General features: G+C 73.4%; 21 protein-coding genes. 10 read left to right on the forward strand and 11 right to left on the reverse strand.

Features of this window, described 5'->3' with window-relative positions; genetic code table 11:
- Positions 1-349: 349 nt before the first annotated feature.
- On the reverse strand, positions 350-559 hold the full coding sequence (locus tag WA788_RS24030) for a DUF6892 domain-containing protein (RefSeq protein ID WP_335980696.1): 210 nt from the start codon (positions 557-559) through the stop codon (positions 350-352).
- A gap of 51 nt (positions 560-610) precedes the next feature.
- Between WA788_RS24030 and WA788_RS24035 the strand changes: the two genes are divergently transcribed.
- The 3 genes from WA788_RS24035 (at position 611) to WA788_RS24045 (ending at position 2,719) form a co-directional block, all read left to right on the forward strand.
- Complete coding sequence (locus WA788_RS24035) at positions 611-1,270, forward strand: nucleotidyltransferase domain-containing protein (RefSeq protein WP_335980698.1); 660 nt, start codon at positions 611-613, stop codon at positions 1,268-1,270.
- Positions 1,271-1,382: 112 nt separating this feature from the next.
- Entirely contained in the window at positions 1,383-1,967 is a 585-nt protein-coding gene (gene sigK / locus WA788_RS24040) for an ECF RNA polymerase sigma factor SigK (RefSeq protein WP_335980700.1), read from the forward strand.
- A gap of 23 nt (positions 1,968-1,990) precedes the next feature.
- Positions 1,991-2,719 carry an anti-sigma factor gene (locus WA788_RS24045; protein WP_335980785.1) on the forward strand — a complete coding sequence of 243 codons (729 nt, stop codon included), beginning with the start codon at positions 1,991-1,993 and terminating at the stop codon, positions 2,717-2,719.
- Between the two features lie 94 nt (positions 2,720-2,813).
- On the opposite strand, the gene WA788_RS24050 is transcribed toward WA788_RS24045, so the two are convergent.
- From WA788_RS24050 to WA788_RS24075, 6 genes are all read right to left on the reverse strand, one after another.
- Positions 2,814-3,668 carry a DUF1295 domain-containing protein gene (locus tag WA788_RS24050; RefSeq protein WP_335980786.1) on the reverse strand — a complete coding sequence of 285 codons (855 nt, stop codon included), beginning with the start codon at positions 3,666-3,668 and terminating at the stop codon, positions 2,814-2,816.
- A gap of 43 nt (positions 3,669-3,711) precedes the next feature.
- Positions 3,712-4,965 carry a class I SAM-dependent methyltransferase gene (locus tag WA788_RS24055; RefSeq protein ID WP_335980702.1) on the reverse strand — a complete coding sequence of 418 codons (1,254 nt, stop codon included), beginning with the start codon at positions 4,963-4,965 and terminating at the stop codon, positions 3,712-3,714.
- Entirely contained in the window at positions 4,962-5,693 is a 732-nt protein-coding gene (locus WA788_RS24060; RefSeq protein ID WP_335980704.1) for a DUF1365 domain-containing protein, read from the reverse strand. The genes WA788_RS24055 and WA788_RS24060 overlap by 4 nt, the downstream gene beginning before the upstream one ends.
- Positions 5,690-7,021: an NAD(P)/FAD-dependent oxidoreductase gene (locus tag WA788_RS24065; RefSeq protein WP_443034086.1), complete on the reverse strand. Its 1,332-nt coding sequence runs from the start codon at positions 7,019-7,021 to the stop codon at positions 5,690-5,692. Before WA788_RS24065 ends, WA788_RS24060 begins: the two co-directional genes overlap by 4 nt.
- 121 nt (positions 7,022-7,142) lie before the next feature.
- On the reverse strand, positions 7,143-7,805 hold the full coding sequence (locus WA788_RS24070) for a fasciclin domain-containing protein (protein WP_335980709.1): 663 nt from the start codon (positions 7,803-7,805) through the stop codon (positions 7,143-7,145).
- 127 nt (positions 7,806-7,932) lie between these two features.
- Complete coding sequence (locus tag WA788_RS24075; RefSeq protein ID WP_443034087.1) at positions 7,933-9,594, reverse strand: molybdopterin-dependent oxidoreductase; 1,662 nt, start codon at positions 9,592-9,594, stop codon at positions 7,933-7,935.
- A 345-nt stretch (positions 9,595-9,939) separates the two neighbouring features.
- On the opposite strand from WA788_RS24075, the gene WA788_RS24080 reads away from it, so the two are divergent.
- Both WA788_RS24080 and WA788_RS24085 read left to right on the forward strand, forming a co-directional pair.
- Positions 9,940-11,301, forward strand: a complete 1,362-nt coding sequence (locus WA788_RS24080; protein ID WP_335980711.1) for a cyclopropane-fatty-acyl-phospholipid synthase family protein — start codon at positions 9,940-9,942, stop codon at positions 11,299-11,301.
- Between the two features lie 55 nt (positions 11,302-11,356).
- A complete protein-coding gene (locus tag WA788_RS24085; protein WP_335980714.1) occupies positions 11,357-12,004 on the forward strand; it encodes a dienelactone hydrolase family protein in 648 nt (215 codons plus the stop codon).
- Positions 12,005-12,029: 25 nt separating this feature from the next.
- Here the strand turns inward: WA788_RS24085 and ychF are convergent, their stop codons facing one another.
- Complete coding sequence (gene ychF, locus WA788_RS24090; protein WP_335980717.1) at positions 12,030-13,118, reverse strand: redox-regulated ATPase YchF; 1,089 nt, start codon at positions 13,116-13,118, stop codon at positions 12,030-12,032.
- A gap of 271 nt (positions 13,119-13,389) precedes the next feature.
- On the opposite strand from ychF, the gene WA788_RS24095 reads away from it, so the two are divergent.
- On the forward strand, positions 13,390-14,049 hold the full coding sequence (locus WA788_RS24095) for a DUF6542 domain-containing protein (protein ID WP_335980720.1): 660 nt from the start codon (positions 13,390-13,392) through the stop codon (positions 14,047-14,049).
- Here the strand turns inward: WA788_RS24095 and ppgK are convergent.
- Together ppgK and WA788_RS24105 are read right to left on the reverse strand one after the other, a co-directional pair.
- Positions 13,970-14,707 carry a polyphosphate--glucose phosphotransferase gene (gene ppgK / locus WA788_RS24100; protein WP_335980722.1) on the reverse strand — a complete coding sequence of 246 codons (738 nt, stop codon included), beginning with the start codon at positions 14,705-14,707 and terminating at the stop codon, positions 13,970-13,972. The genes WA788_RS24095 and ppgK overlap by 80 nt on opposite strands.
- A gap of 30 nt (positions 14,708-14,737) precedes the next feature.
- Positions 14,738-15,733, reverse strand: a complete 996-nt coding sequence (locus WA788_RS24105; protein WP_335980723.1) for a 4-hydroxy-3-methylbut-2-enyl diphosphate reductase — start codon at positions 15,731-15,733, stop codon at positions 14,738-14,740.
- Between the two features lie 59 nt (positions 15,734-15,792).
- On the opposite strand from WA788_RS24105, the gene xseA reads away from it, so the two are divergent.
- The 3 genes from xseA to WA788_RS24120 are packed head-to-tail and all read left to right on the forward strand — an operon-like array spanning position 15,793 to position 17,657.
- Complete coding sequence (xseA, locus tag WA788_RS24110; RefSeq protein ID WP_335980725.1) at positions 15,793-17,043, forward strand: exodeoxyribonuclease VII large subunit; 1,251 nt, start codon at positions 15,793-15,795, stop codon at positions 17,041-17,043.
- Entirely contained in the window at positions 17,040-17,381 is a 342-nt protein-coding gene (locus WA788_RS24115; protein ID WP_335980727.1) for a cupin domain-containing protein, read from the forward strand. Before xseA ends, WA788_RS24115 begins: the two co-directional genes overlap by 4 nt.
- 36 nt (positions 17,382-17,417) lie before the next feature.
- A complete protein-coding gene (locus WA788_RS24120) occupies positions 17,418-17,657 on the forward strand; it encodes an exodeoxyribonuclease VII small subunit (protein WP_335980729.1) in 240 nt (79 codons plus the stop codon).
- 35 nt (positions 17,658-17,692) lie between these two features.
- On the opposite strand, the gene WA788_RS24125 is transcribed toward WA788_RS24120, so the two are convergent.
- Complete coding sequence (locus WA788_RS24125; protein ID WP_335980731.1) at positions 17,693-18,229, reverse strand: DUF4245 domain-containing protein; 537 nt, start codon at positions 18,227-18,229, stop codon at positions 17,693-17,695.
- Between the two features lie 160 nt (positions 18,230-18,389).
- On the opposite strand from WA788_RS24125, the gene glpX reads away from it, so the two are divergent.
- Entirely contained in the window at positions 18,390-19,421 is a 1,032-nt protein-coding gene (gene glpX / locus WA788_RS24130; protein WP_335980733.1) for a class II fructose-bisphosphatase, read from the forward strand.
- Positions 19,422-19,635: the final 214 nt, after the last annotated feature.

Below are 19,635 nucleotides of genomic sequence, written 5' to 3' on the forward strand. Positions count from 1 at the left end.
GAGGCGGACCTGCGGGGTGCGCGCCGGGCGCCGCGGGCCGGTCCTCCGGGGAGGACGGGGACGACGGGGACGACGAGGAAGACGGCTTCCGCGGAACCGCCCCCGCGCCCGAACTCCCCTGCCGCGCCGAAGGGTTCGCGTCGCCGGGCTCCGCGCCCCCGGTAGGCCAGTGGCCCATGGTTCCTCACCCACCACTTCTGTCCCCCGTCGAGGCCGACGAGCCTACGGCGCACCGCACGCACGCCGACAGACCTCGGCCACGAAGGAGAGCGCCGGATGGTGTGAAGATCGCATGGTCACGCGCCTGAGCGGCCGGCGCCATACGCCCTGCCCAATAGCGTCGGCCCGCTCAGCCCGTGGCGATGCCCCGGGCCGCGAGGGCATCAGCGAGGTGGGGCGGGAAGATCCCGCAGTTGCGGACACCCGCGATACGCGTGAGGCACGGCAGCAGCGCGAGGTCGGCCAGCGAGGCGATGTCGAACTGGTCGCCCGCGCCGTCCCAAGCGGGGCAGCACTCGAAGTACACCTGGCAGCCGCCGTCGACATACAGGCTCGTCACAGATGGCCACGACCCGTCCAGGCGCCGGAGACCGCTGGTAGGTTCCCTGAGGTGAGCGAGCGACTGCCCGCCGGCGGCACCGAGCTGTCACCCGACGAGATCGACGGCCTCCACGCCAGGTGGTCGTCCTCTTGGACACCGGGCGAGGTCGCGCAGCGGTTGGCCGGGGTCCGCACGCCCTGGTACGTGGCTGGCGGCTGGGCTCTGGACCTGTTCCTGGGCAGGCGGACGCGCGTTCACGGCGACATCGAGATCGCGGTTCCGGAGGCAGGCTTCCCCGAGGTCCGTCAGCGCTTCCCCGGATACGTCTTCGACGCGGCAGGCGGCGGCCGGATCTGGGAGGACCCCACACCAGAGGTGCTGGCTGCCGTACATCAGACGTGGCTGCGCGATCCGGCCACCGGGAACTATCTGCTCGACGTGTTCCGCGAGCCGCACGACGGCGGCACCTGGATCTACCGACGTGACGAGGAGATCCGGTTTCCCTACAGCGCCGTCATCCACCACGCCCGAGCCGGCATCCCGTACCTGGCGCCCGAGCTGGTGCTTCTGTTCAAGGCCGGGCACCCCCGCGGAAAGGACCAGCAAGACTTCGACGCGGCCGTCCCGCACCTGACCGGGGCTCAGCACGAGATCCTGGCCGGGCTACTCACCCGCGTGCACCCGGAGCATCCGTGGCTCGCGGATCTCCACCGGGCCCGCGGGGTGTGACGCACCCGCCAAGCCCCGCCGGACCCCGTACGGTTTCCTCACCGTCAGGACCAATCCGCCGCGACGCCGGCACCGGATCACCTCCGGAGATGCACCAACAGCGGAGGCCCAGGTGAGAGAAGCCGTTCATATCGGCAGGAACCCCTCGTCGGAACCGGATCTTGAGGAGTTGGTGGGCCGCGTGGCCCTGGGTGACGAGGACGCGTTCGCGGCCGTCTACGACGCCGTGGCCGGCTCCGTGCTGGGGGTCGCGCGTGCCGTGCTGCGTGATCAGGCGCAGTCGGAGGAGGTGGCGCAGGAGGTGCTGGTGGAGGTGTGGCGCAAGGCCCCCCGCTACCGGCGCGACCGCGGGACGGCGATCAACTGGATTCTCACCCTGGCGCACCGCCGTGCCGTGGACCGGGTCCGCTCCGTGGAGGCCGCGGCCGCCCGGGACCACAAGGCCGCGCTGCTGGCGCGGACGGCCGAGTTCGACGAGGTGACCGAGCAGGTCGAGGCCAGGCTGGAGCGGGAACAGGTACGGCGGTGCCTGCGCACGCTGACCGCGATCCAGCACCAGGCCGTCACGCTCGCCTACTACCGCGGACTGACCTACAGCCAGGTGGCCGAGGCGCTCGCCCTTCCGCTGGGGACGGCCAAGACCCGGTTGCGGGACGGGCTGATCCGCCTGCGCGACTGCCTGGGGGTGACCGCGTGACCGCCGCCGGCGATCTGCACCGGATGACCGGGGCCTACGCCCTGCACGCCCTGCCCGACGCCGAACTCACCGCGTTCGAGCACCACCTGGCGAGCTGCGAACCCTGTGCGCAGGAGGCCGCCGAGTTGTCGGCCACCGCGGCCCGGCTCGGTCTCGCCGTCACCGTGACGCCTCCGGCGGGCATGCGCGAGCAGGTTCTGCGGCGCGTCGGGTCGGTCCGGCAGGAGCCGCCGGGCGGGGCGAGCACCGGCCGCACGCGCCATGCGGCGGTACGGGCCCGGCTGCTGTCGCGGTGGGCGCTGGCCGCCTGCCTCGCGGTCGCGGCCGCACTCGGGGGCACGACGTTCTGGCAGCACCAGCGGGCGGAGGACGCCCTGCGCCAGGCGCACCGGGCGCAGCGCGGCACCGAGGCGATCACGGCCGTCCTGACCTCGCCGGACGCCAGGACGCGCACCGCCGCGCTGCGGGGCGGTGCCAGCGGTACGGTCGTGGTCTCGCGGAAACGGGACCAGGCGGTGTTCCTCGTCTCGGGGATGGCGCGTCCGGCCGCGGGCAAGGTCTACCAGCTGTGGTTCGACGACGGCGGCACCATGCGTGCGGCCGGCCTGATGGACCCCGACCGCACCGACCAGGCCGTTCTTCTGCACGGGGCCGTCGACGGGGCCTCGGGCGTCGGGGTCACCGTGGAACCGGCGGGCGGCTCGAAGGCGCCGACCTCCGCGCCCCTCGCCCTCCTGGGCTTCCCCGCCTGAGTGCCGCGGGGCCTGGGCCGGGGGGCCGGGGGGCCGGGGGGCCGGGGGGCCGGGCTGGGCGCCGCCGGTCCCGTCAGGGCACCACCGGCCCCGGTCAGGGCCTCCGCCTGGGCGGGCGGGGAAAGAACCCGCTGGTACGCGCCCTATACGCGGCATAACCCGGCCGTTCGGCCATGTGCCGTTCCAGCAGCCGCTTTCCGCTGCCTTTCGTCAGCAGCAGGCTCATCACCACCGGGGACACCACGGACACGCCGGCCGCCGCCGGGGCGTCGCAGGCCAGCAGGAAAAGGCCCCACCAGACGCAGAAGTCGCCGAAGTAGTTGGGGTGCCGGGTCCAGGACCACAGGCCGCGGTCCATGATCTTTCCCCTGCCCGCGGGATCGGCCTTGAAGCGGGCGAGTTGGGCGTCGCCCACCGCCTCGAAGGCCAGGCCGACCGCCCACAGGGCGACCCCGGCCCGACCGAGCACCGACGGCGGGCCCTGCACGTACTGCGCCGCCTGCACCGGCAGGGACACCAGCCACACCAGCGCGCCCTGGAGCAGGTAGACCTTCCGCAGGGCGTACGCGTTCCGGTGGCCCGGCGCCTTCGCGAGCATCGCCTCGTAGCGCGGGTCCTCGCCGTGGCCGCGCCCCCGGCGGGCGATGTGCGCCGCGAGCCGCAGCCCCCACACCGCCGTCAGCACCGTCACCAGCAGCCGTCGTAGGAGGTCGCCCTGCCCGGCGGAGGCGGCGAAGGTGACCGCGGCCACGGCGGTGAAGCCGATGCCCCAGGCGACATCCACGATCCGGTGGCGGCCCGTGCGCACCGCGACCGCGAAGGTGGCCAGCATGACCGCGAGGGCCGCGGCGGCGGCCCAGGCGAGGTTCGGCGCGAAACCGCTCCACGCGAACCCGCCCCACCCGAAACCGCCCCACGCGAACCCGCCCCACCCGAAACCGCCCGGCATGAACCCGCTCACGGCTTCGCCGCCCCCTTCTGGTGGACGCTGCTCATCGCGCGGGCCCCTCCTTCGTGAAGAGGTACTGCTGGACATCGAGGTAGCCGGCCCGGAAACCGGCCTCGGAGTAGGCGAGGTAGAAGGTCCACAGCCGGCGGAAGGTCTCGTCGAAGCCCAACGCCGCCGTCTCCTCGGCGCGTTCGGTGAAGCGCTCCCGCCACAGGCGCAGCGTCTCGGCGTAGTGGGCGCCGAAAGCGTCGCGGCGGGTGAGGCGCAGTCGGGTGTGGTCGCGGACAGTCTCCTCGATCGCCCGCGTGGAGGGGATGAGGCCGCCGGGAAAGACGTACTTGTGAATCCAGGTGAAGGTGCCGCGGGAGGCGAGCATCCGCTCGTGCGGCATGGTGATCGCTTGCAGCGCGACCCGGCCGCCCGGCGCCAGCCGCTCGTCGAGCGTGCGGAAGTACGCCGGCCAGAACTCCGCGCCGACCGCCTCGATCATCTCCACGCTGACCACGGCGTCGTACGTGCCGCGGGCCTCGCGGTAGTCGCACAGCTCGACGCGGACCCGGTCCTCGAGTCCCGCCGCGCGGACCCGTTCCAGGGCCAGGTCGCGCTGCTCGCGGGAGAGGGTGAGGGAGGTGACGCGGGCGCCGCGGGCGGCAGCTCGCAGGGCCAGTTCGCCCCAGCCGGTGCCGATCTCCAGCAGCCGGGTGCCCGCGCCGGCGGCGGCCAGGTCGAGCAGCCGGTCGATCTTGCGGTGCTGCGCCTCGGCGAGCCGCTCCCAACGCGCCGGGAATCCCCGGAAGACGGCCGCGGAGTAGGTGAGGGTGGGGTCGAGGAAGAGCGCGAACAGGTCGTTGGACAGGTCGTAGTGGCGGCTGATGTTGGCCCGGGACCCGTCGGGTGTGTTGCGCTCGTCGTGCGGGTGGCGCGGCGCCCACAGCCGGCGCAGCCGCTGCAACGGGGCGGGCACCAGGTCGGCGACGTGCTCGGCCAGTACGGTCAGGACGGCGACCACGTCGGGTGCGTCCCACTCGCCGGCCAGGTAGGACTCGCCGAAGCCGACCAGCCCGCCGGTCCCGATCCGGGCGTGGAAGGCGGCCGGGTCGCGCACCTCCAGCAGCGGCCCGCCCTGCCCCCGGGTCTGCCCGCCGGCGAACCGGGCCCGCAGCGGCAGCCCCCGCAGGGCTCGGCGGACGACCGCCTCGGTCAGGGTCCGGCGCGCCCGCGACGCCGGCGGCACCGCGGCGACGTCCGGCCACCGGGCGGGGTCCACGGCGCCGCTGCGTGCTTGCGCTGTTTTCATGTCGTCTTCTCCGGGCGGGTGCTGGCGGGGCGCGGCTGGAGCGGCAGTCCCCGCAGGTAGAGGCGTATGCCGTGGGCGCGGATCGCGGCCGACACGGCGAGGGTGGACCAGGGGTGGCGCAGCGCCTGCCGCAGCAGTCCGCGGGCGGTGGCCTCCCGCCGCTCGCCGCGTACGGTCGCGGTGAGGGCCCGTCCGCCCTCGCGGACCAGGTGCACAGCGAGGTCGAGTCGTTCGCCGGGGGCCGGAAGGCGCATGCGGTAGTGGCCGTCGACGGGGAAGAACGGCGAGACGTGGAACTCCTTCGGGGTGTCCGCCTTCCCGGTCGCGTCCGGCGTCAGCAGGTAGCAGTGGCGGCCGCCGTACGTGTTGTGCACCTCGGCGACCACACAGCGCAGGTCGCCCGCCGGGCCGTGGCACCAGTAGAGGGTCAGGGGGTTGAAGACGTACCCGAACACCCGGGCGTGGGTGAGCATCAGGACGTGCCCGCCGTCCAGGGACACACCGTGCGTGGCGAGGAAGCCGTCCAACCCGGCGCGGATCGAGGGTTGTTCGCCGGTGAAGTGGTCACGCGGGTCGAAGCGCGCCAACGGCCTTAGCGGAAGGGGAAGTCGGGGCATGTGGTCGGGGTCGACCAGCCACAGGTACGTACGGTGGCGCAGCGCGTACCGCCTGGGGCCGGTGCGCACATGCGCGACGGTGCACGGATACAGGGCGGGTACGGCGCTCACCAGTGCGCCCCCAGCGCTGCGGCCGCCTCGGCGCCGGAGCGGCAGCCGTCCTCGTGGAACCCCCAGCCGTGGTAGGCGCCCGCGAACGCGCAGACCGGGCTGTTCAGTTCGGGCAGCCGCCGTTGCGCGGCCACCGACTCGGGGGTGTAGACGGGGTGTTCGTAGACCATGCGGGCCAGCACCCGGCCCGGGTCGACGCGGTCCTCACCGCCCAGGGTGACCACGAACGTCTCGGCGGCGTCGAGGCGTTGCAGCCGGTTCATGTCGTAGCTGACCCGTACCCGGTCCGCGTCGGCGGTGCACGAGGGCATCAGGTAGTTCCAGGAGGCGCGCGCCCGCGCGGCACGCGGCAGCAGCCGGGTGTCGGTGTGCAGCAGCGTGGCGTTGCGGGAGTAGCGGAATGCGCCCAGGAGTTCGCGCTCCGGCCCGGTCGGGTCGGCGAGCAGCCGCAGCGCCTGGTCGGGGTGGACGGCGATCACCACGGCGTCGTACGACTCGGTGGCGCCGTCCCCGTCCGTGACCTCGGCCCCGTCGGCGTGGCGCCGGACCGCGCGCACCGGTGTGCCGGTGCGGACCTCGGCGACGTGCTTGGCGACGCGGTCGACGTACTCCCGCGAACCGCCGCTGACCGTACGCCACTTCGGGGAGCCGGCCACCGACAGCATGCCGTGCTGCGCGAGGAAGCGGAACAGGTAGGCGGCGGGGTAGCCCCGGGCGCCGGCGGCGTCGCAGGACCACACCGCCGAGACCACCGGGGTCATGAAGTGGGTGCGGAAGTAGGCGGAGAAGCCCTCGCGGTCGAGGAACCCGCCCAGGGTGAGCCCCTCTTCGCCGCCGCGGGCCAGCAGCCGCCGCGCCGCCCGGTGGAAGGCGGGCACCTCGGACAGCAGCCGCAGGTAGCGGCCGCGCAGCAGGCTCCGGGGCCGGGCGAGCAGCCCGGCCGGGCCGCGCGCACCGGCGTACTGAAGGCCGCACCCCTCGCACCGCACCGACATGCTCATCTCCGACTCCTGCGTGGCCACGCCGAGTTCGTCGAACAGCCGCAGCAGGTGCGGGTAGGTGCGGCGGTTGTGCACGATGAACCCGGAGTCGACGCGGTGCACCCGCCCGTCGGAGGGCGATGTCACGTCGTGCGTGTGCGCGTGCCCGCCGAGCCGGCCGTCGGCCTCGTACAAGGTGACGTGCCGGCTGCGGCTGAGGACGTACGCGGCGGTCAGCCCGGCCACGCCGGAGCCCACCACGGCCGTACGGCGCCGCCGGCCGTCCCCTTTCCCCGGTTCCTTCACTCCCTCCGCATCGTGCCCGGCCCCGGCCCGCGTCCGCGCCATCGTCTTCGCTCCCGCCCTCGGTGATCACTGTTCGCTCGTAATCCGGAGCGGCCCGGGCGGCGGATTGGCCTGGGCGCCGTTCGTTGCGCACGCGGTACGCCGCGGCCGGGCCCCCGCGGTGTCAGCTGGCGGGCATCAGGACGCTGTCGATGATGTACACCGTGGCGTTGGCCGTCTTGACGTTGCCGCAGACGACCTTGGCGGAGCCGCCCACGGTGTAGGACTCGCCCGAGCCGGAGGTGGTGAGCGTCGCCTTCTCCAGCGTCGGGAAGGAGCCGTGCGCCAGGTCCTTCGGCGCGAGCTGCTTGCCGACGACGTGGTAAGTGAGGATCTTCGTCAGCTCAGCCTTGTCATTGAGGACCTTGTCCAGGGTGGCCTTCGGGATCTTCGCGAAGGCGTCGTTGGTGGGCGCGAACACGGTGATGTTCTGGGCGTTGTTGAGGGTGTCGACCAGCCCGGCCTTCTTGACCGCGGCCACCAGCGTGGACAGCGCCGGGTTGTTGGAGGCGGCCGTGGCGACCGGGTCCTGGGCCATGCCGTCGAAGGAGCCGGCACCGTTCTCGGGCACGGCCGAACAGGCCGGACCGAACGGCTGGTCGGCCGAGGCGGTGCTGCCGGCGGAGCCCTTCATGGCGTCGTCGGAAGGGGCGGCGGATGCCGACGCCTTGGCGGAGGAGTCGGACTTGGCGGAGTCGCCGCTGTTGTCGGAGCAGGCGCTGAGGGCCAGCGGCAGGGCGGCCGCAGCGGCCAGGGTGACGGCGATACGGCGGATACGGGTGTTCACGGGGGTTCTCCTGGTGGATCGGTGGATGAGTGGATGTCACGGCAGCAGGTGCTGCCTTCTCGGTGCGGGGAAACGGTCTTGGGGGTTTTGGGGGGACTCGGCGGGTCTCGGCAGGTCTCGGCGCGGCTCAGTCGACGGTGACGACCACGGAGTGCCATCCGCTGGCCCCGTCGGGGATGGTGCGGGTGCGTTTGTCGGTCTGCCGCGCACCCGTACGGTCAGTGGCCCGCACCGTGAGGGTGTGTCCGCCCTGGGTCGCCTGCCACGGGAAGGACCACTGGCGCCAGGTGTCGGCGGTGTCCTCGGCGGCGAGCCGGGCCGGCTGCCAGGGGCCGTCGTCGACGCGTATCTCGACCTTGTCGATGCCGCGGTGCTGGGCCCACGCGGTACCGGCGACCATGACGGCGCCGGCCTTCGGCCGGGCGAAGGGCTTCGGCGTGTCGATGCGTGACCCGGTCTTGATCGGCGCTCGGCGGGCCCAGCCCCGCTTGACCCAATAGGGGTCGTAGGAGTCGAACGTGGTCAGCTCGATCTCCTTGATCCACTTGCAGGCGGACACGAAGCCGTAGAGCCCGGGTACGACCATGCGGACCGGGAAGCCGTGCGCGAAGGGCAGCGGTGTGCCGTTCATGCCGAGCGCGAGAAGGGCGTCGCGGCCGTCCATGACGTCCTCGACCGGGCTGCCGATCGTCATGCCGTCCACCGAGCGGGCCACCAGCTGGTCGGCCGGGCCGCCGCGGGAGGGCGGCTCCACCCCGCACTCGGCCAGCAGGTCGGCCAGCCGCACGCCGATCCAGCGGGCGTTGCCGACGTAGGGACCGCCAACCTCGTTGGAGACGCAGGTGAGCGTGATGTCGCGCTCCACCAGATCCCGCCGCAGCAGGTCGTCGAAGGAGAGCGTGCGCGGCCGGGCAACACCCTTGCCGTGGAGGCGCAGCCGCCAGGTGCTCGCGTCCACCTTCGGCACCACCAGAGCGGTGTCCACCCGGTAGAAGTCGCTGTTGGACGTCACGAAGGGGCTGATCCCCGCGATCGCGAGCCCGGCGCCCCGGGGAACGGCCGCCGCCGGCGAGGCTGGGCGCGGCAGCGTGATGCTCGCGCGTGAGGCGACGGCGGCGTGGCCGCGCACACCGTTCAGGCTCCTGCCGAGGACGCCGGCTCCGACCGACGCTGCGGCGGCCGCTGCCGCCGCGACCACGAAGCCGCGGCGGTCCCATCCCTCGCCCGACGAGGGCACCTCCGGTACGTCGGCGGCTTCGCCCGCGCGCCCGGGGCGGGTGAGACGGCCGACCAGGAGGAAGAGCACCGCGGCTCCGGCGAGCGCACCCGCCAGGGAGGGCAGCGCGTCGGTGGGACCGGTCGAGTCCGGCCTGTTCAGGGCCGCGGCGGCCCCCACCACGCCGAACACCATGACGCCGGCGGCTCCGGTACGGCGGAAGCGCAGCGCCGCGGCTCCCAGCGCCAGGGCGAAGAGCATCAGCACGGCGAGGATGCCGAGTTGGAGAACCGTCTTGTCCTCGGTGCCGAAATGCCGGATGGCCCAGTCCTTCACGGCAGCGGGCGTACGGTCGATGGCCGCCCCGCCGACGGCCACGACCGGACTCGCCTCCGGGCGCACCGCCGCCGACGCCAGTTCGGCGACGCCGAGCGATGCGACGCCGGCCAGCACGCCGCTGCCGGCGGCCAGGCCGCGCCGGGCCCAGCCGGGGCGTTGCCGCGTTCTCTTCTCGTCGTCGGTCACGGCCGGAATCCGGCTCCGTGCGTCCGGTGGATTGGTCAACTCCCCCATCGAGTGAACATTTCCGCCGGACCCATCCGCGGCGGCCACGGCAACGAATACCGGGGAATTCGGCGAACGCGGCGTGTGCGCGGCCCGATCAGGAGGCGGTGGTCCGGACCGGAGGCCCGCGGCGCCCCGGACCCCTCGTCCGCCGGCGGAAAGACCGGCGCCCCGGGCCAATCCGCTGCCCCTGACGGCCTCGGATCACCCGCGTACGGCGTCAAGCCGCGACCGCCGCCTGACGCCGTACGAGGCGGGCGTCCGGAGCGCTCCCGGTGGCCGGGGCGGCGGGCATCCGGCGCATCGCCACGAGTTGCTCGCGCAACGCCCCTACAGGTAGGAGACCCCCACCCGATGAAGACACCCCGCACGCCCCGGACCACCCCCACCACGCGGACCCCGCGCACCACCCGGTTGTCCCGGACCCCGCGGCCCGGCGCCGCCCACCGGCTCGCCGCACTCGCCGAAGCAGCGCTCGGCGGCCCGCTCCCCCTGGCCCTGCGCGCCTGGGACGGCAGCGAAGCCGGCCCGGCCGGCGGCCCCGTCGTCGTGATCCGCTCCCGGCGGGCGCTGCGCCGTCTGCTCTGGCAACCGGGTGAACTGGGCCTGGCCCAGGCGTACATCACCGGCGAGATCGACGTCGAGGGCGATCTCGCCGACGGCCTGCGCGCGATGTGGGCCGCCGCGCGGGAACGCCGTCTGCACGCGCCCCGCCTCGGGCCCGGCGACCTGTCCCGGGCCGCCGGTACGGCGCTCCTGCTGGGTGCCGCCGGCCCGCGGCCGCCCGTACCGGCCTCGCAGGCGCGGCTGCGCGGCGGCCTGCACACCAAGGCCCGCGACCGGGCCGCCATCAGCCACCACTACGACCTGTCCAACGACTTCTACCGGCTGCTCCTCGACGAGACCATGGCGTACTCCTGCGGCTACTGGACGCGCCAGGACCCGGACTTCACCGCGGCCGACGCCCAGCGCGCCAAGCTGGAACTGATCTGCCGCAAGCTCGACCTGCGGCCGGGCGCGCGGCTGCTGGACATCGGCTGCGGCTGGGGTTCCCTCACGCTGTACGCGGCCGAGCGGCACCGGGCGAAGGTCACCGCCGTCACCCTGGCGGGAGAGCAGGCGGCCCACGTACGGGAGCAGGTCGCCGAACGCGGACTGCGGGACCTGGTCGAGGTGGTGTGCCAGGACTACCGGGACATCACGGGCGGCGGCTACGACGCCGTGTCCGCGGTCGAGATGGGCGAGCACGTCGGACCCGCCGGGTACCCGGCGTTCGCCGCCGCCCTGCACCGGCTGGTCCGCCCCCGAGGACGCGTGCTGGTGCAGCAGATGTCGCGGGGGGCGACGGCGCCCGGCGGCGGCGCCTTCATCGAGGCGTACATCGCCCCGGACATGCACATGCGCCCGCTCGGCGAAACGGTCGCCCTGCTGGAAGAAGCGGGGCTCGAGGTCCGCTCGGCCGAATCGCTCCGCGAGCACTACGTCCTGACGGTCGCCGCCTGGCACCGCACCCTCGAGGAGCGCTGGGGCGGCTTCGTCGCGCTCGTCGGCGAGGAGACGGCCCGTGTGTGGCGCCTCTACCTGGTGGGGGCGGCCCTGGCCTTCGAGGAGCGCCGGATGGGAGTCGACCAGGTCCTGGCCGTGCGTCCCACCGCCGACGGGCGAGCGGGCATGCCCGCGGCGCCCGGGGGTTGGCAGGCGCGCGACTCCGGCTGAGGAGCAGGACGACGGGGCCGTACCCTCAGGGCGGCCGTAGGAAAGGGGCGCCGGCATGGCACCGCACACCACCCACTCCCGCGCGCTGCTGGCGCGCCGGGCGCCCGATCGCCCCGTGGCCGCCGTCCTGTTCCTGCACGGCGGGCGGGCCGACAGCCGGGCGCCGTCACGTCCCTGGCACCTGGCGGCCCTGCGGATGCACCCCTTCGTCCGGGCGGTGGCCGCCGCGGCACCGGACGACGTCCTCGTCGGCAGCGTCCGCTACCGCATGCGGGGTTGGAACGGCCCGGACGCCGACCCGCTGCGGGACGCCCGCCAGGCACTGGCGGAACTCCCGCTCCGCCCCGCGGCGATCCCCACGATCCTCGTCGGCCACTCGATGGGGGGCCGCGCCGCCCTGCGCGCCGCGGAGGCACCCCAGGTCCGGGCCGTCCTGGCGCTGGCGCCCTGGTGCCCCGACGGAGAACCGGTCGCCCACCTGCGGGGCAAGCGCGTCGTCGTGCTCCACGGCGACCGCGACCGGGTCACCGACCCCCGCGCGTCCGCCTCGTTCACCCACCGGGCGCGTTCAGCCGGCGCACACGCCGACATCACCCTCGTCCCCGGCGGCGACCACGCGATGCTCCGCCCCACCACCTACTGGCACCGCACCGTACCCCCCACCATCGCCACCCTCCTGACCACCCTGCCCCCGCCGGCCTGACCAGCAAGGAGCAGCGCGGCAGCGGTCAGACGTTGAAGCGGAACTCCACGACGTCGCCGTCCTGCATGATGTAGTCCTTGCCCTCCATGCGGGCCTTGCCCTTCGCACGGGCCTCGGCGACGGAGCCGGTGGCGACGAGGTCGTCGAAGGAGATGACCTCGGCCTTGATGAAGCCCTTCTGGAAGTCGGTGTGGATGACACCGGCGGCCTCGGGGGCGGTGGCGCCGCGCTTGATGGTCCAGGCGCGGGACTCCTTGGGGCCGGCCGTGAGGTAGGTCTGGAGCCCGAGGGTGTTGAAGCCGACGCGCGCGAGGGTGGCGAGCCCGGGCTCGTCCTGGCCGACGGACTGGAGGAGTTCGAGGGCCTCGGCGTCGTCGAGCTCGGCGAGGTCCGCTTCGAGCTTCGCGTTGAGGAAGATCGCCTCGGCCGGGGCGATGAGCGCGCGCTGCTCGTCCTTGAACGCCTCGTCGGTCAGCTCGTCCTCGTCGACGTTGAAGACGTAGAGGAACGGCTTCGTGGTGAGCAGGTGCAGTTCGTGCAGCAGGGCGCCCTGCTCGGTGCCCTTGGTGATGCCGTGCGAGAAGAGGGTGTCCCCGGCGGCGAGGATCGTCTGCGCGGCCTCTGCCGCGGCCAGCACCTTCGCCTTGTCCTTCTGCATCCGCGACTCCTTGGCCAGGCGCGGGATCGCCTTCTCCACGGACTGCAGGTCGGCGAGGATCAGCTCGGTGTTGATCGTCTCGATGTCGTCCCGGGGCGAGACCTTGCCGTCCACGTGGACCACGTTCTCGTCCTTGAAGGCGCGGATGACCTGGCAGATCGCGTCGGACTCCCGGATGTTCGCGAGGAACTTGTTGCCCAGGCCCTCGCCCTCGGAGGCGCCGCGGACGATGCCGGCGATGTCGACGAAGTCCACGGTCGCGGGCAGCGTACGGGCCGAGCTGAAGATCTCGGCGAGCTTGTCCAGCCGCGGGTCGGGCACCCCGACCACACCCACGTTCGGCTCGATGGTGGCGAACGGGTAGTTGGCCGCCAGCACGTCGTTCTTGGTCAGGGCGTTGAAGAGCGTCGACTTGCCGACGTTGGGCAGGCCGACGATTCCGATGGAGAGCGACACGTGACGTCTTCCCGTGGCAGGAGGTGGGAGCTGGCGCCGACCAGTCTACGGGCCGCCGCCCCGCCCCCGGCCCCGCCCGCATCGCAGCACGCTCCCGCCGCCCGCATCGCAGCACACCCCCACCCCCCGCTCCGCGAGCCGGCCGTCCACCCCGCAGGGCCCGCCACCCCCACCCCTCACTCGAACGGGCCACTTCGAACAGAGGGCCCAGGCGAGCGAATCCGCGTGTCCCGGGCGCGCGCCGCCCTCGCCACGCGCCTACGTTGAGTAGGTGGAGCAACACACAGCGCGTACGAGCATGACCGCCCGCACCGTCCCCACCGCGCCGGCGGCCCCCGCGAACACCCGCACCGCGGCCCCCCGCACCGCGAACCGCCCGACCCCGAACCCGAACCAGCGCCCGAACCAGCGCCCCGGCAAGGCCCCCGCCAGACCCCCCGGCAAGCCCCCGGCCGGCACCTCCAGCGCCACCCTCCTCACCGCGGCCACCCAACGCCTGCGCGCCCTGCCCCGCCCCCGTCCCCGCCTCACGGGCCTGGGCACCGGCGCCCTGACCACCGTGGTGACCGTGCTGGCCGGGGCCGCCGACGCCTTCCTCTTCGACGGCCCCGGCACCTTCTTCGGGCTGGTGTTCGTCGCCGTGTGCATCGCCGCCGCACTGTACGTACGGCCGTACGACCTGGTGGCGGCGCCGGTGGCGGCGCCCATCGCGTTCGCCGCCGCCGTCACCCTGACGGCCGACGGGGGCGACGGGAGCCTGGTCGGGCACCTGGTGGGGGTCTTCACCGGCCTGGCCACGATGACGGGCTGGCTCTACACCGGTACGGTGCTGGCCGCCGCGATCGTGGCGGTCAGAGCTTTGCGGCAGCCATCGCCGCGCCGACGATCCCGGCGTTGTTCTGGAGCTCCGCGGGGACGATCTCCGCGCTGATCCCGTGGATCAGCGGCAGGAACTTCTCCGGTTTGCGGCTGACCCCGCCGCCGATCACGAACAGGTCGGGTGAGAAGAGCATCTCCACGTGCGCGAGGTACTTCTTCAGCCGCCGCGCCCAGTGCTCCCAGCTCAGGTCCTCGTCCTCGCGGGCCTTGACCGACGCGCGCTTCTCCGCGTCGTGGCCGTGCAGTTCGAGGTGGCCCAGCTCCGTGTTGGGCACCAGGTGGCCGTCGACGAACAGGGCGCTGCCGATCCCGGTGCCCAAGGTGAGCAGCATGACGGTGCCGCCGCGGCCCCGCCCGGCCCCGAAGGTCATCTCCGCGACCCCGGCGGCGTCCGCGTCGTTGAGGATGACCACGGGCCGGCCGAGCCGCTCGCTGAGCAGCTTGCGCGCGTCCACGCCCACCCAGCCGCTGTCCACGTTGGCGGCGGTGCGGGTCACCCCGTCGACCACGACACCGGGGAAGGTGACGCCGAGCGGCCCGGAGTGGCCGAAGTGGCCGACCACCTCGGCCACCCCGTCGATGACGCTCTCCGGCGTCGCCGGGTGCGGGGTCAGCACCTTGAACCGCTCTTCCGCGAGCTCGCCCCGGTCGAGATCGACCGGAGCGCCCTTGATACCCGTACCGCCGATGTCCACACCGAACATGTTCATGGCCCCCAGGTTAAAGGTGGGTGGAATCGCTCACCTCTTGGCCGATGCCCGCTCGGCGGCCTCCGCACGCAGATCCCGGCGCAGTTCCTTGGGCAGGGAGAACTGGATGGACTCCTTCGCGGAGGTCACCACCGACACGTCGTCGAAGCCGCGCGCGGCCAGCCACTCCAGTACCCCGTCGACCAGGACCTCCGGCACGGACGCGCCCGAGGTGACGCCGACGGTGCGCACGCCCTCCAGCCAGGCGTCCTCGCACTCCTCGGCGAAGTCCACCAGGTAGGACGCGCCGGCCCCGGCCTGGAGGGCGACCTCCACCAGCCGGATGGAGTTGGAGGAGTTGCGCGAGCCGACCACGATCACCAGGTCGGCCTCGGCGGCGATCTGCTTCACCGCGACCTGGCGGTTCTGCGTGGCGTAGCAGATGTCGTCGCTCGGCGGCGAGACCAGCTTCGGGAAGCGCTCCTGGAGGGCGTCGACGGTCTCCATGGTCTCGTCGACCGACAGCGTGGTCTGGGAGAGCCAGACCACCTTGGACTCGTCGCGCACCTTGACCTTCGCCGCGTCGGCGGGGCCGTCGACCAGGTGCATGCGCTCGGGGGCCTCGCCCATGGTGCCGACGACCTCTTCGTGGCCCTCGTGGCCGATGAGCAGGATGTCGTAGTCCTCGCCGGCGTACCGGACCGCTTCCTTGTGCACCTTGGTGACCAGCGGGCAGGTGGCGTCGATGGAGGCGAGGCTGCGCTCGGCGGCCTCCTCGTGCACGACCGGGGCCACGCCGTGGGCGGAGAAGATCACGATCGCGTTCTCCGGCACCTCCTCCGTCTCGTCGACGAAGACGGCGCCCTTCTTCTCCAGGGTCTGGACCACGTGTTTGTTGTGCACGATCTGCTTGCGGACGTAGATCGGGGCGCCGTACTGCTCCAGCGCCTTCTCGACGGTGACGACGGCGCGGTCCACACCCGCGCAGTACCCGCGGGGGGCGGCAAGAAGGACACGGCGGGCGGAGTCAGAGGTCATGCCGTCCATCGTACGGGGCGGCGCCCGGCGCGGGGCGGGGTGTCGGCGGGGCGCATTAGGGTGCCGTCATGGCTCTGAACACCTCGGCGGAAGCGCCGATTCCGGTCGGCGAGGTGTCGCGGCTGATCGGCGGCTGGATCGACCGGCTCGGGGCGGTGTGGGTGGAGGGCCAGATCACGCAGCTCTCCCGCCGCCCGGGCGCCGGGGTGGTGTTCCTGACGCTGCGCGACCCCTCGCACGACACGTCGATCTCCGTGACCTGCTACCGCGCGGTGTACGAGCAGGTGGCCGACGTGGTCGGCGAGGGCGCGCGGGTCGTGGTGCACGCCCGGCCGGAGTGGTACGGGCCGCGGGGCACCCTGTCGCTGCGGGCGGCCGAGATCCGGCCGGTCGGGATGGGCGAACTGCTGGCGCGGCTGGAGCAGTTGAAGAAGGCGCTGGCCGCCGAGGGGCTGTTCGCGGCCGACCGCAAGCGCCCGCTGCCCTTCCTGCCCGGGCTGATCGGCCTGGTCACCGGGCGGGCGTCGGCCGCCGAGCGGGACGTACGGGAGAACGCGCGGCTGCGCTGGCCCGCCGTCCGCTTCGAGGTGCGCAACGTGCCGGTGCAGGGCGCCACCGCGGTGCCCCGGGTGATCGAGGCCGTGCAGCAGTTGGACGACCACCCTGAGGTGGATGTCATCGTGGTGGCCCGCGGCGGCGGCAGCGTGGAGGATCTGCTGCCCTTCTCCGACGAGCGGCTGGTCCGGGCGGTCGCCTCCTGCGGCACCCCGGTGGTCTCCGCGATCGGCCACGAACCGGACACCCCGCTGCTCGACCTCGTCGCCGACCTGCGCGCCTCCACCCCGACCGACGCCGCCAAGCGCATCGTGCCGGACGTGCGCGAGGAACTGGCCCGCGTCCAGCTGGTACGGGACCGGGCGCTGCGGGTGGTGCGCGGCATCCTCGACCGGGAGGAGCGCGGCCTGGCCGCGGCGCTCAGCCGCCCCGCCCTCGCGCAGCCCTACCGCATGGTCGAGCAGCGCGAGGCGGAGGTCGGCGACCGCACCGACCGCGCCCGGCGCACCCTCGGGCACCTCCTGGACCGCGCCGACGCCGACCTGACCCACACCCTGGCCCGCGTCGTCGCCCTCTCCCCCGCCGCCACCCTGCGCCGCGGCTACGCGGTCCTCCAGCGCCCGGACGGCACCGCGGTCCGCGCCCCCGCCGAGGTCACCCCGGGTGACCCCCTGCGCGCCCGCGTCGCGGAGGGCGACTTCACCGTACGGGTCGAAGCGGCGGGAGAAGCAGCCCGGGAAGCCGGGGAGGAGGGCACGGGATGAAGGACGAGCGGGAGTTCTACGAGGTGGCGGGGGTGGAGTGGCGGGCCGATCCCGGGGCGGCCGGGGTGGCCGAGCGGCGGCTGTCGGCCGGGGCGGACCCGGCGGTCGAGCAGACGCGGCTGGCGCGGTGGGAGCCGGGGCTGGACACCTCGGCCGCCGGCGTGATCCGGCACGCGTACTACGAGGAGGTGTACCTGCTGGAGGGCGAGTTGGAGGACCTCACGCTCGGCCGGGTCTTCACCGCCGGGTCCTACGCCTCCCGGCCGCCGGGGATGCCGCACGGCCCGTACCGCACCCGGACCGGGTGCGTGATGCTGGAGATCCGCACCCCGGCGTGACCGGGAGTGTCCGAGGTACGCCCTAGGCTTGCGGGTATGGCTGACCAGGATTCCGGCGCCGTCCTCGGCTACGAGCAGGCGCGCGACGAACTCATCGACGTGGTGCGCCGCCTGGAGGCGGGCGGTGCCACCTTGGAGGAGTCTCTCGCGCTGTGGGAGCGGGGCGAGGAGCTGGCCAAGGTCTGCCGGCGCTGGCTGGAGGGCGCCCGGGCCCGCCTTGACGCGGCGCTGGCGGCGGAGGAGGCCGAGGAGGCGGACGGCCCCGGCGCCGAGTAGCCGGACGAGCCGGGGGCAGAGCCGTACGGCTACGGCTACGGCTTGAGGGACGCGGCGAAGCTCTGGAGCCTGCTGGTCGGGGCGGTGCCGAGCACCACCGTGGTGACCCCGCCCTGCTCGCGGACGAGCGCGTCGTAGCGGCCGCCGGTCCAGCGCTGCCAGGCCACGCCGTTGACGGGCAGCGTGCGCCCGGTGTCGCGGTGGCCGTTGATCGTGACCTGGGTGATGAAGTCCGCCGGGTCGCCGTTGGTCTGCTCCAGGGCGACGTACTGCTGGTCGGGGTCGACGAAGCCGACGTGCCAGGTGACGTTCTTCGGGTCGCTGCCGGAGTACGTCACCGACGTCGCGTTCCACTTCGCGCCGAGCCCGGTGGGGCCGGCGACCGGGAAGGGCGCGTCCCGGCGGGCCTGCTGCAACTCCACGGTGTACCCGACGCTCTCGGTCTTCACCGGGGTGGCCTTCGAGTCGTGCGGAATGAACAGGTAGATCAGGTAGACCGCCACGCCGAGCACCAGCATCGACAGGATCAGGTCCCGCACCGTCTTGTTGCCACCACGCTTGTCCGCTGCCACGCGCCCTATCGTCCCTCATCCACGTTTGCGCTCCGTCCGCCGGGTACCCGCAAAGCAGTGCCCGCTCATGTGACATGCCCCCTGCTCAGATTCGCAGTTCACCCGATAGGGTCGCACTACCCTCATTTTCCGGCCGTCCTCGTACAGAAAGGTGCGCGTGATGACCGAACAGCACTTGCCTCCGCAACTCGAAGTGAGCCCGGAGGCGCCCGACCGCAACCTTGCCCTCGAACTCGTCCGGGTCACGGAGGCCGCCGCGCTGGCCTCGGCCCGCTGGGTGGGCCGGGGCGACAAGAACGGCGCGGACGGCGCCGCCGTGCGCGCCATGCGCACCCTCGTGCACACCGTGTCGATGAACGGCGTGGTCGTCATCGGGGAGGGCGAGAAGGACGAGGCGCCGATGCTCTACAACGGCGAGCGGATCGGCGACGGCACCGGTGCGGAGTGCGACGTCGCCGTGGACCCGGTGGACGGCACCACGCTGACCGCCAAGGGCATGCCGAACGCCGTGTCGGTGCTCGCCGCGGCGGACCGCGGCACCATGTACGACCCCTCGGCGGTCTTCTACATGGACAAGCTGGTGGCGGGCCCGGAGGCGGCCGAGTTCGTGGACATCACGGCGCCGCCGGCGGTCAACATCCGCCGGGTGGCGAAGGCGAAGGGCATCGCCGTGGAGAACGTGACGGTCGTGGTGCTCGACCGGCCGCGCCACGACGAACTGGCCCGGCAGATCCGGGAGACCGGCGCGCGGATCAAGTTCATCGCGGACGGCGACGTGGCGGGCGCGATCATGGCCGCCCGCGAGGGCACCGGCGTGGACCTGCTGCTGGGCATCGGCGGCACCCCGGAGGGCATCATCACCGCGTGCGCGATGGCCTGCATGGGCGGCACCATCCAGGGCAGGCTGTGGCCCAAGGACGACGCCGAGCGGCGCAAGGCACTGGACGCGGGCCACGACCTCGACCGCGTCCTGCACACCGCGGACCTGGTCAGCGGCGACAACGTGTTCTTCGTGGCGACCGGCATCACCGACGGCGAACTGCTGAACGGCGTGCGCTACCGCGCGGAGACGGCCACCACCTCGTCGCTGGTGATGCGGTCGAAGTCCGGCACGATCCGGCAGATCGACTCGGTGCACCGGCTGTCGAAGCTGCGGGCGTACAGCGCGATCGACTTCGACCGCGCGAACTGAGGCCCCCGCGCACCGGTCGGCCCCCTTGACGGGCTGGTAGGCGCCCGCCCGCCCCGCTCCCGCCGGGCTGGGCGGGCGCCCCCCTGGGCGGCGGGGCGCGTTCTGCGTACCCTTCACCGCCGGTGCGCGGCGCGGTAGGTTGCGTCCTCGCCGGGGGGCGCTCGCGTGGCGAGTCCGCTGTGACGCGCGACGCGGTGCATCCGCCCGCCGGACC

The organism is Streptomyces sp. CA2R106, assembly GCF_037034245.1.
Classification (GTDB): domain Bacteria; phylum Actinomycetota; class Actinomycetes; order Streptomycetales; family Streptomycetaceae; genus Actinacidiphila.

Excerpts from the sequence above, each read along its gene's own strand:
- WA788_RS24085 (WP_335980714.1), top strand. The coding sequence starts at position 11,357 with ATGGCACCGCACACCACCCACTCCCGCGCGCTGCTGGCGCGCCGGGCG.
- WA788_RS24065 (WP_443034086.1), bottom strand. The coding sequence starts at position 7,021 with ATGGCGCGGACGCGGGCCGGGGCCGGGCACGATGCGGAGGGAGTGAAG.
- WA788_RS24120 (WP_335980729.1), top strand. The coding sequence starts at position 17,418 with ATGGCTGACCAGGATTCCGGCGCCGTCCTCGGCTACGAGCAGGCGCGC.
- WA788_RS24075 (WP_443034087.1), bottom strand. The coding sequence starts at position 9,594 with ATGGGGGAGTTGACCAATCCACCGGACGCACGGAGCCGGATTCCGGCC.
- WA788_RS24055 (WP_335980702.1), bottom strand. The coding sequence starts at position 4,965 with ATGAAAACAGCGCAAGCACGCAGCGGCGCCGTGGACCCCGCCCGGTGG.
- xseA (WP_335980725.1), top strand. The coding sequence starts at position 15,793 with ATGGCTCTGAACACCTCGGCGGAAGCGCCGATTCCGGTCGGCGAGGTG.
- WA788_RS24080 (WP_335980711.1), top strand. The coding sequence starts at position 9,940 with ATGAAGACACCCCGCACGCCCCGGACCACCCCCACCACGCGGACCCCG.
- WA788_RS24105 (WP_335980723.1), bottom strand. The coding sequence starts at position 15,733 with ATGGACGGCATGACCTCTGACTCCGCCCGCCGTGTCCTTCTTGCCGCC.
- glpX (WP_335980733.1), top strand. The coding sequence starts at position 18,390 with ATGACCGAACAGCACTTGCCTCCGCAACTCGAAGTGAGCCCGGAGGCG.
- WA788_RS24115 (WP_335980727.1), top strand. The coding sequence starts at position 17,040 with ATGAAGGACGAGCGGGAGTTCTACGAGGTGGCGGGGGTGGAGTGGCGG.
- WA788_RS24050 (WP_335980786.1), bottom strand. The coding sequence starts at position 3,668 with ATGCCGGGCGGTTTCGGGTGGGGCGGGTTCGCGTGGGGCGGTTTCGGG.
- WA788_RS24045 (WP_335980785.1), top strand. The coding sequence starts at position 1,991 with ATGACCGGGGCCTACGCCCTGCACGCCCTGCCCGACGCCGAACTCACC.
- ppgK (WP_335980722.1), bottom strand. The coding sequence starts at position 14,707 with ATGAACATGTTCGGTGTGGACATCGGCGGTACGGGTATCAAGGGCGCT.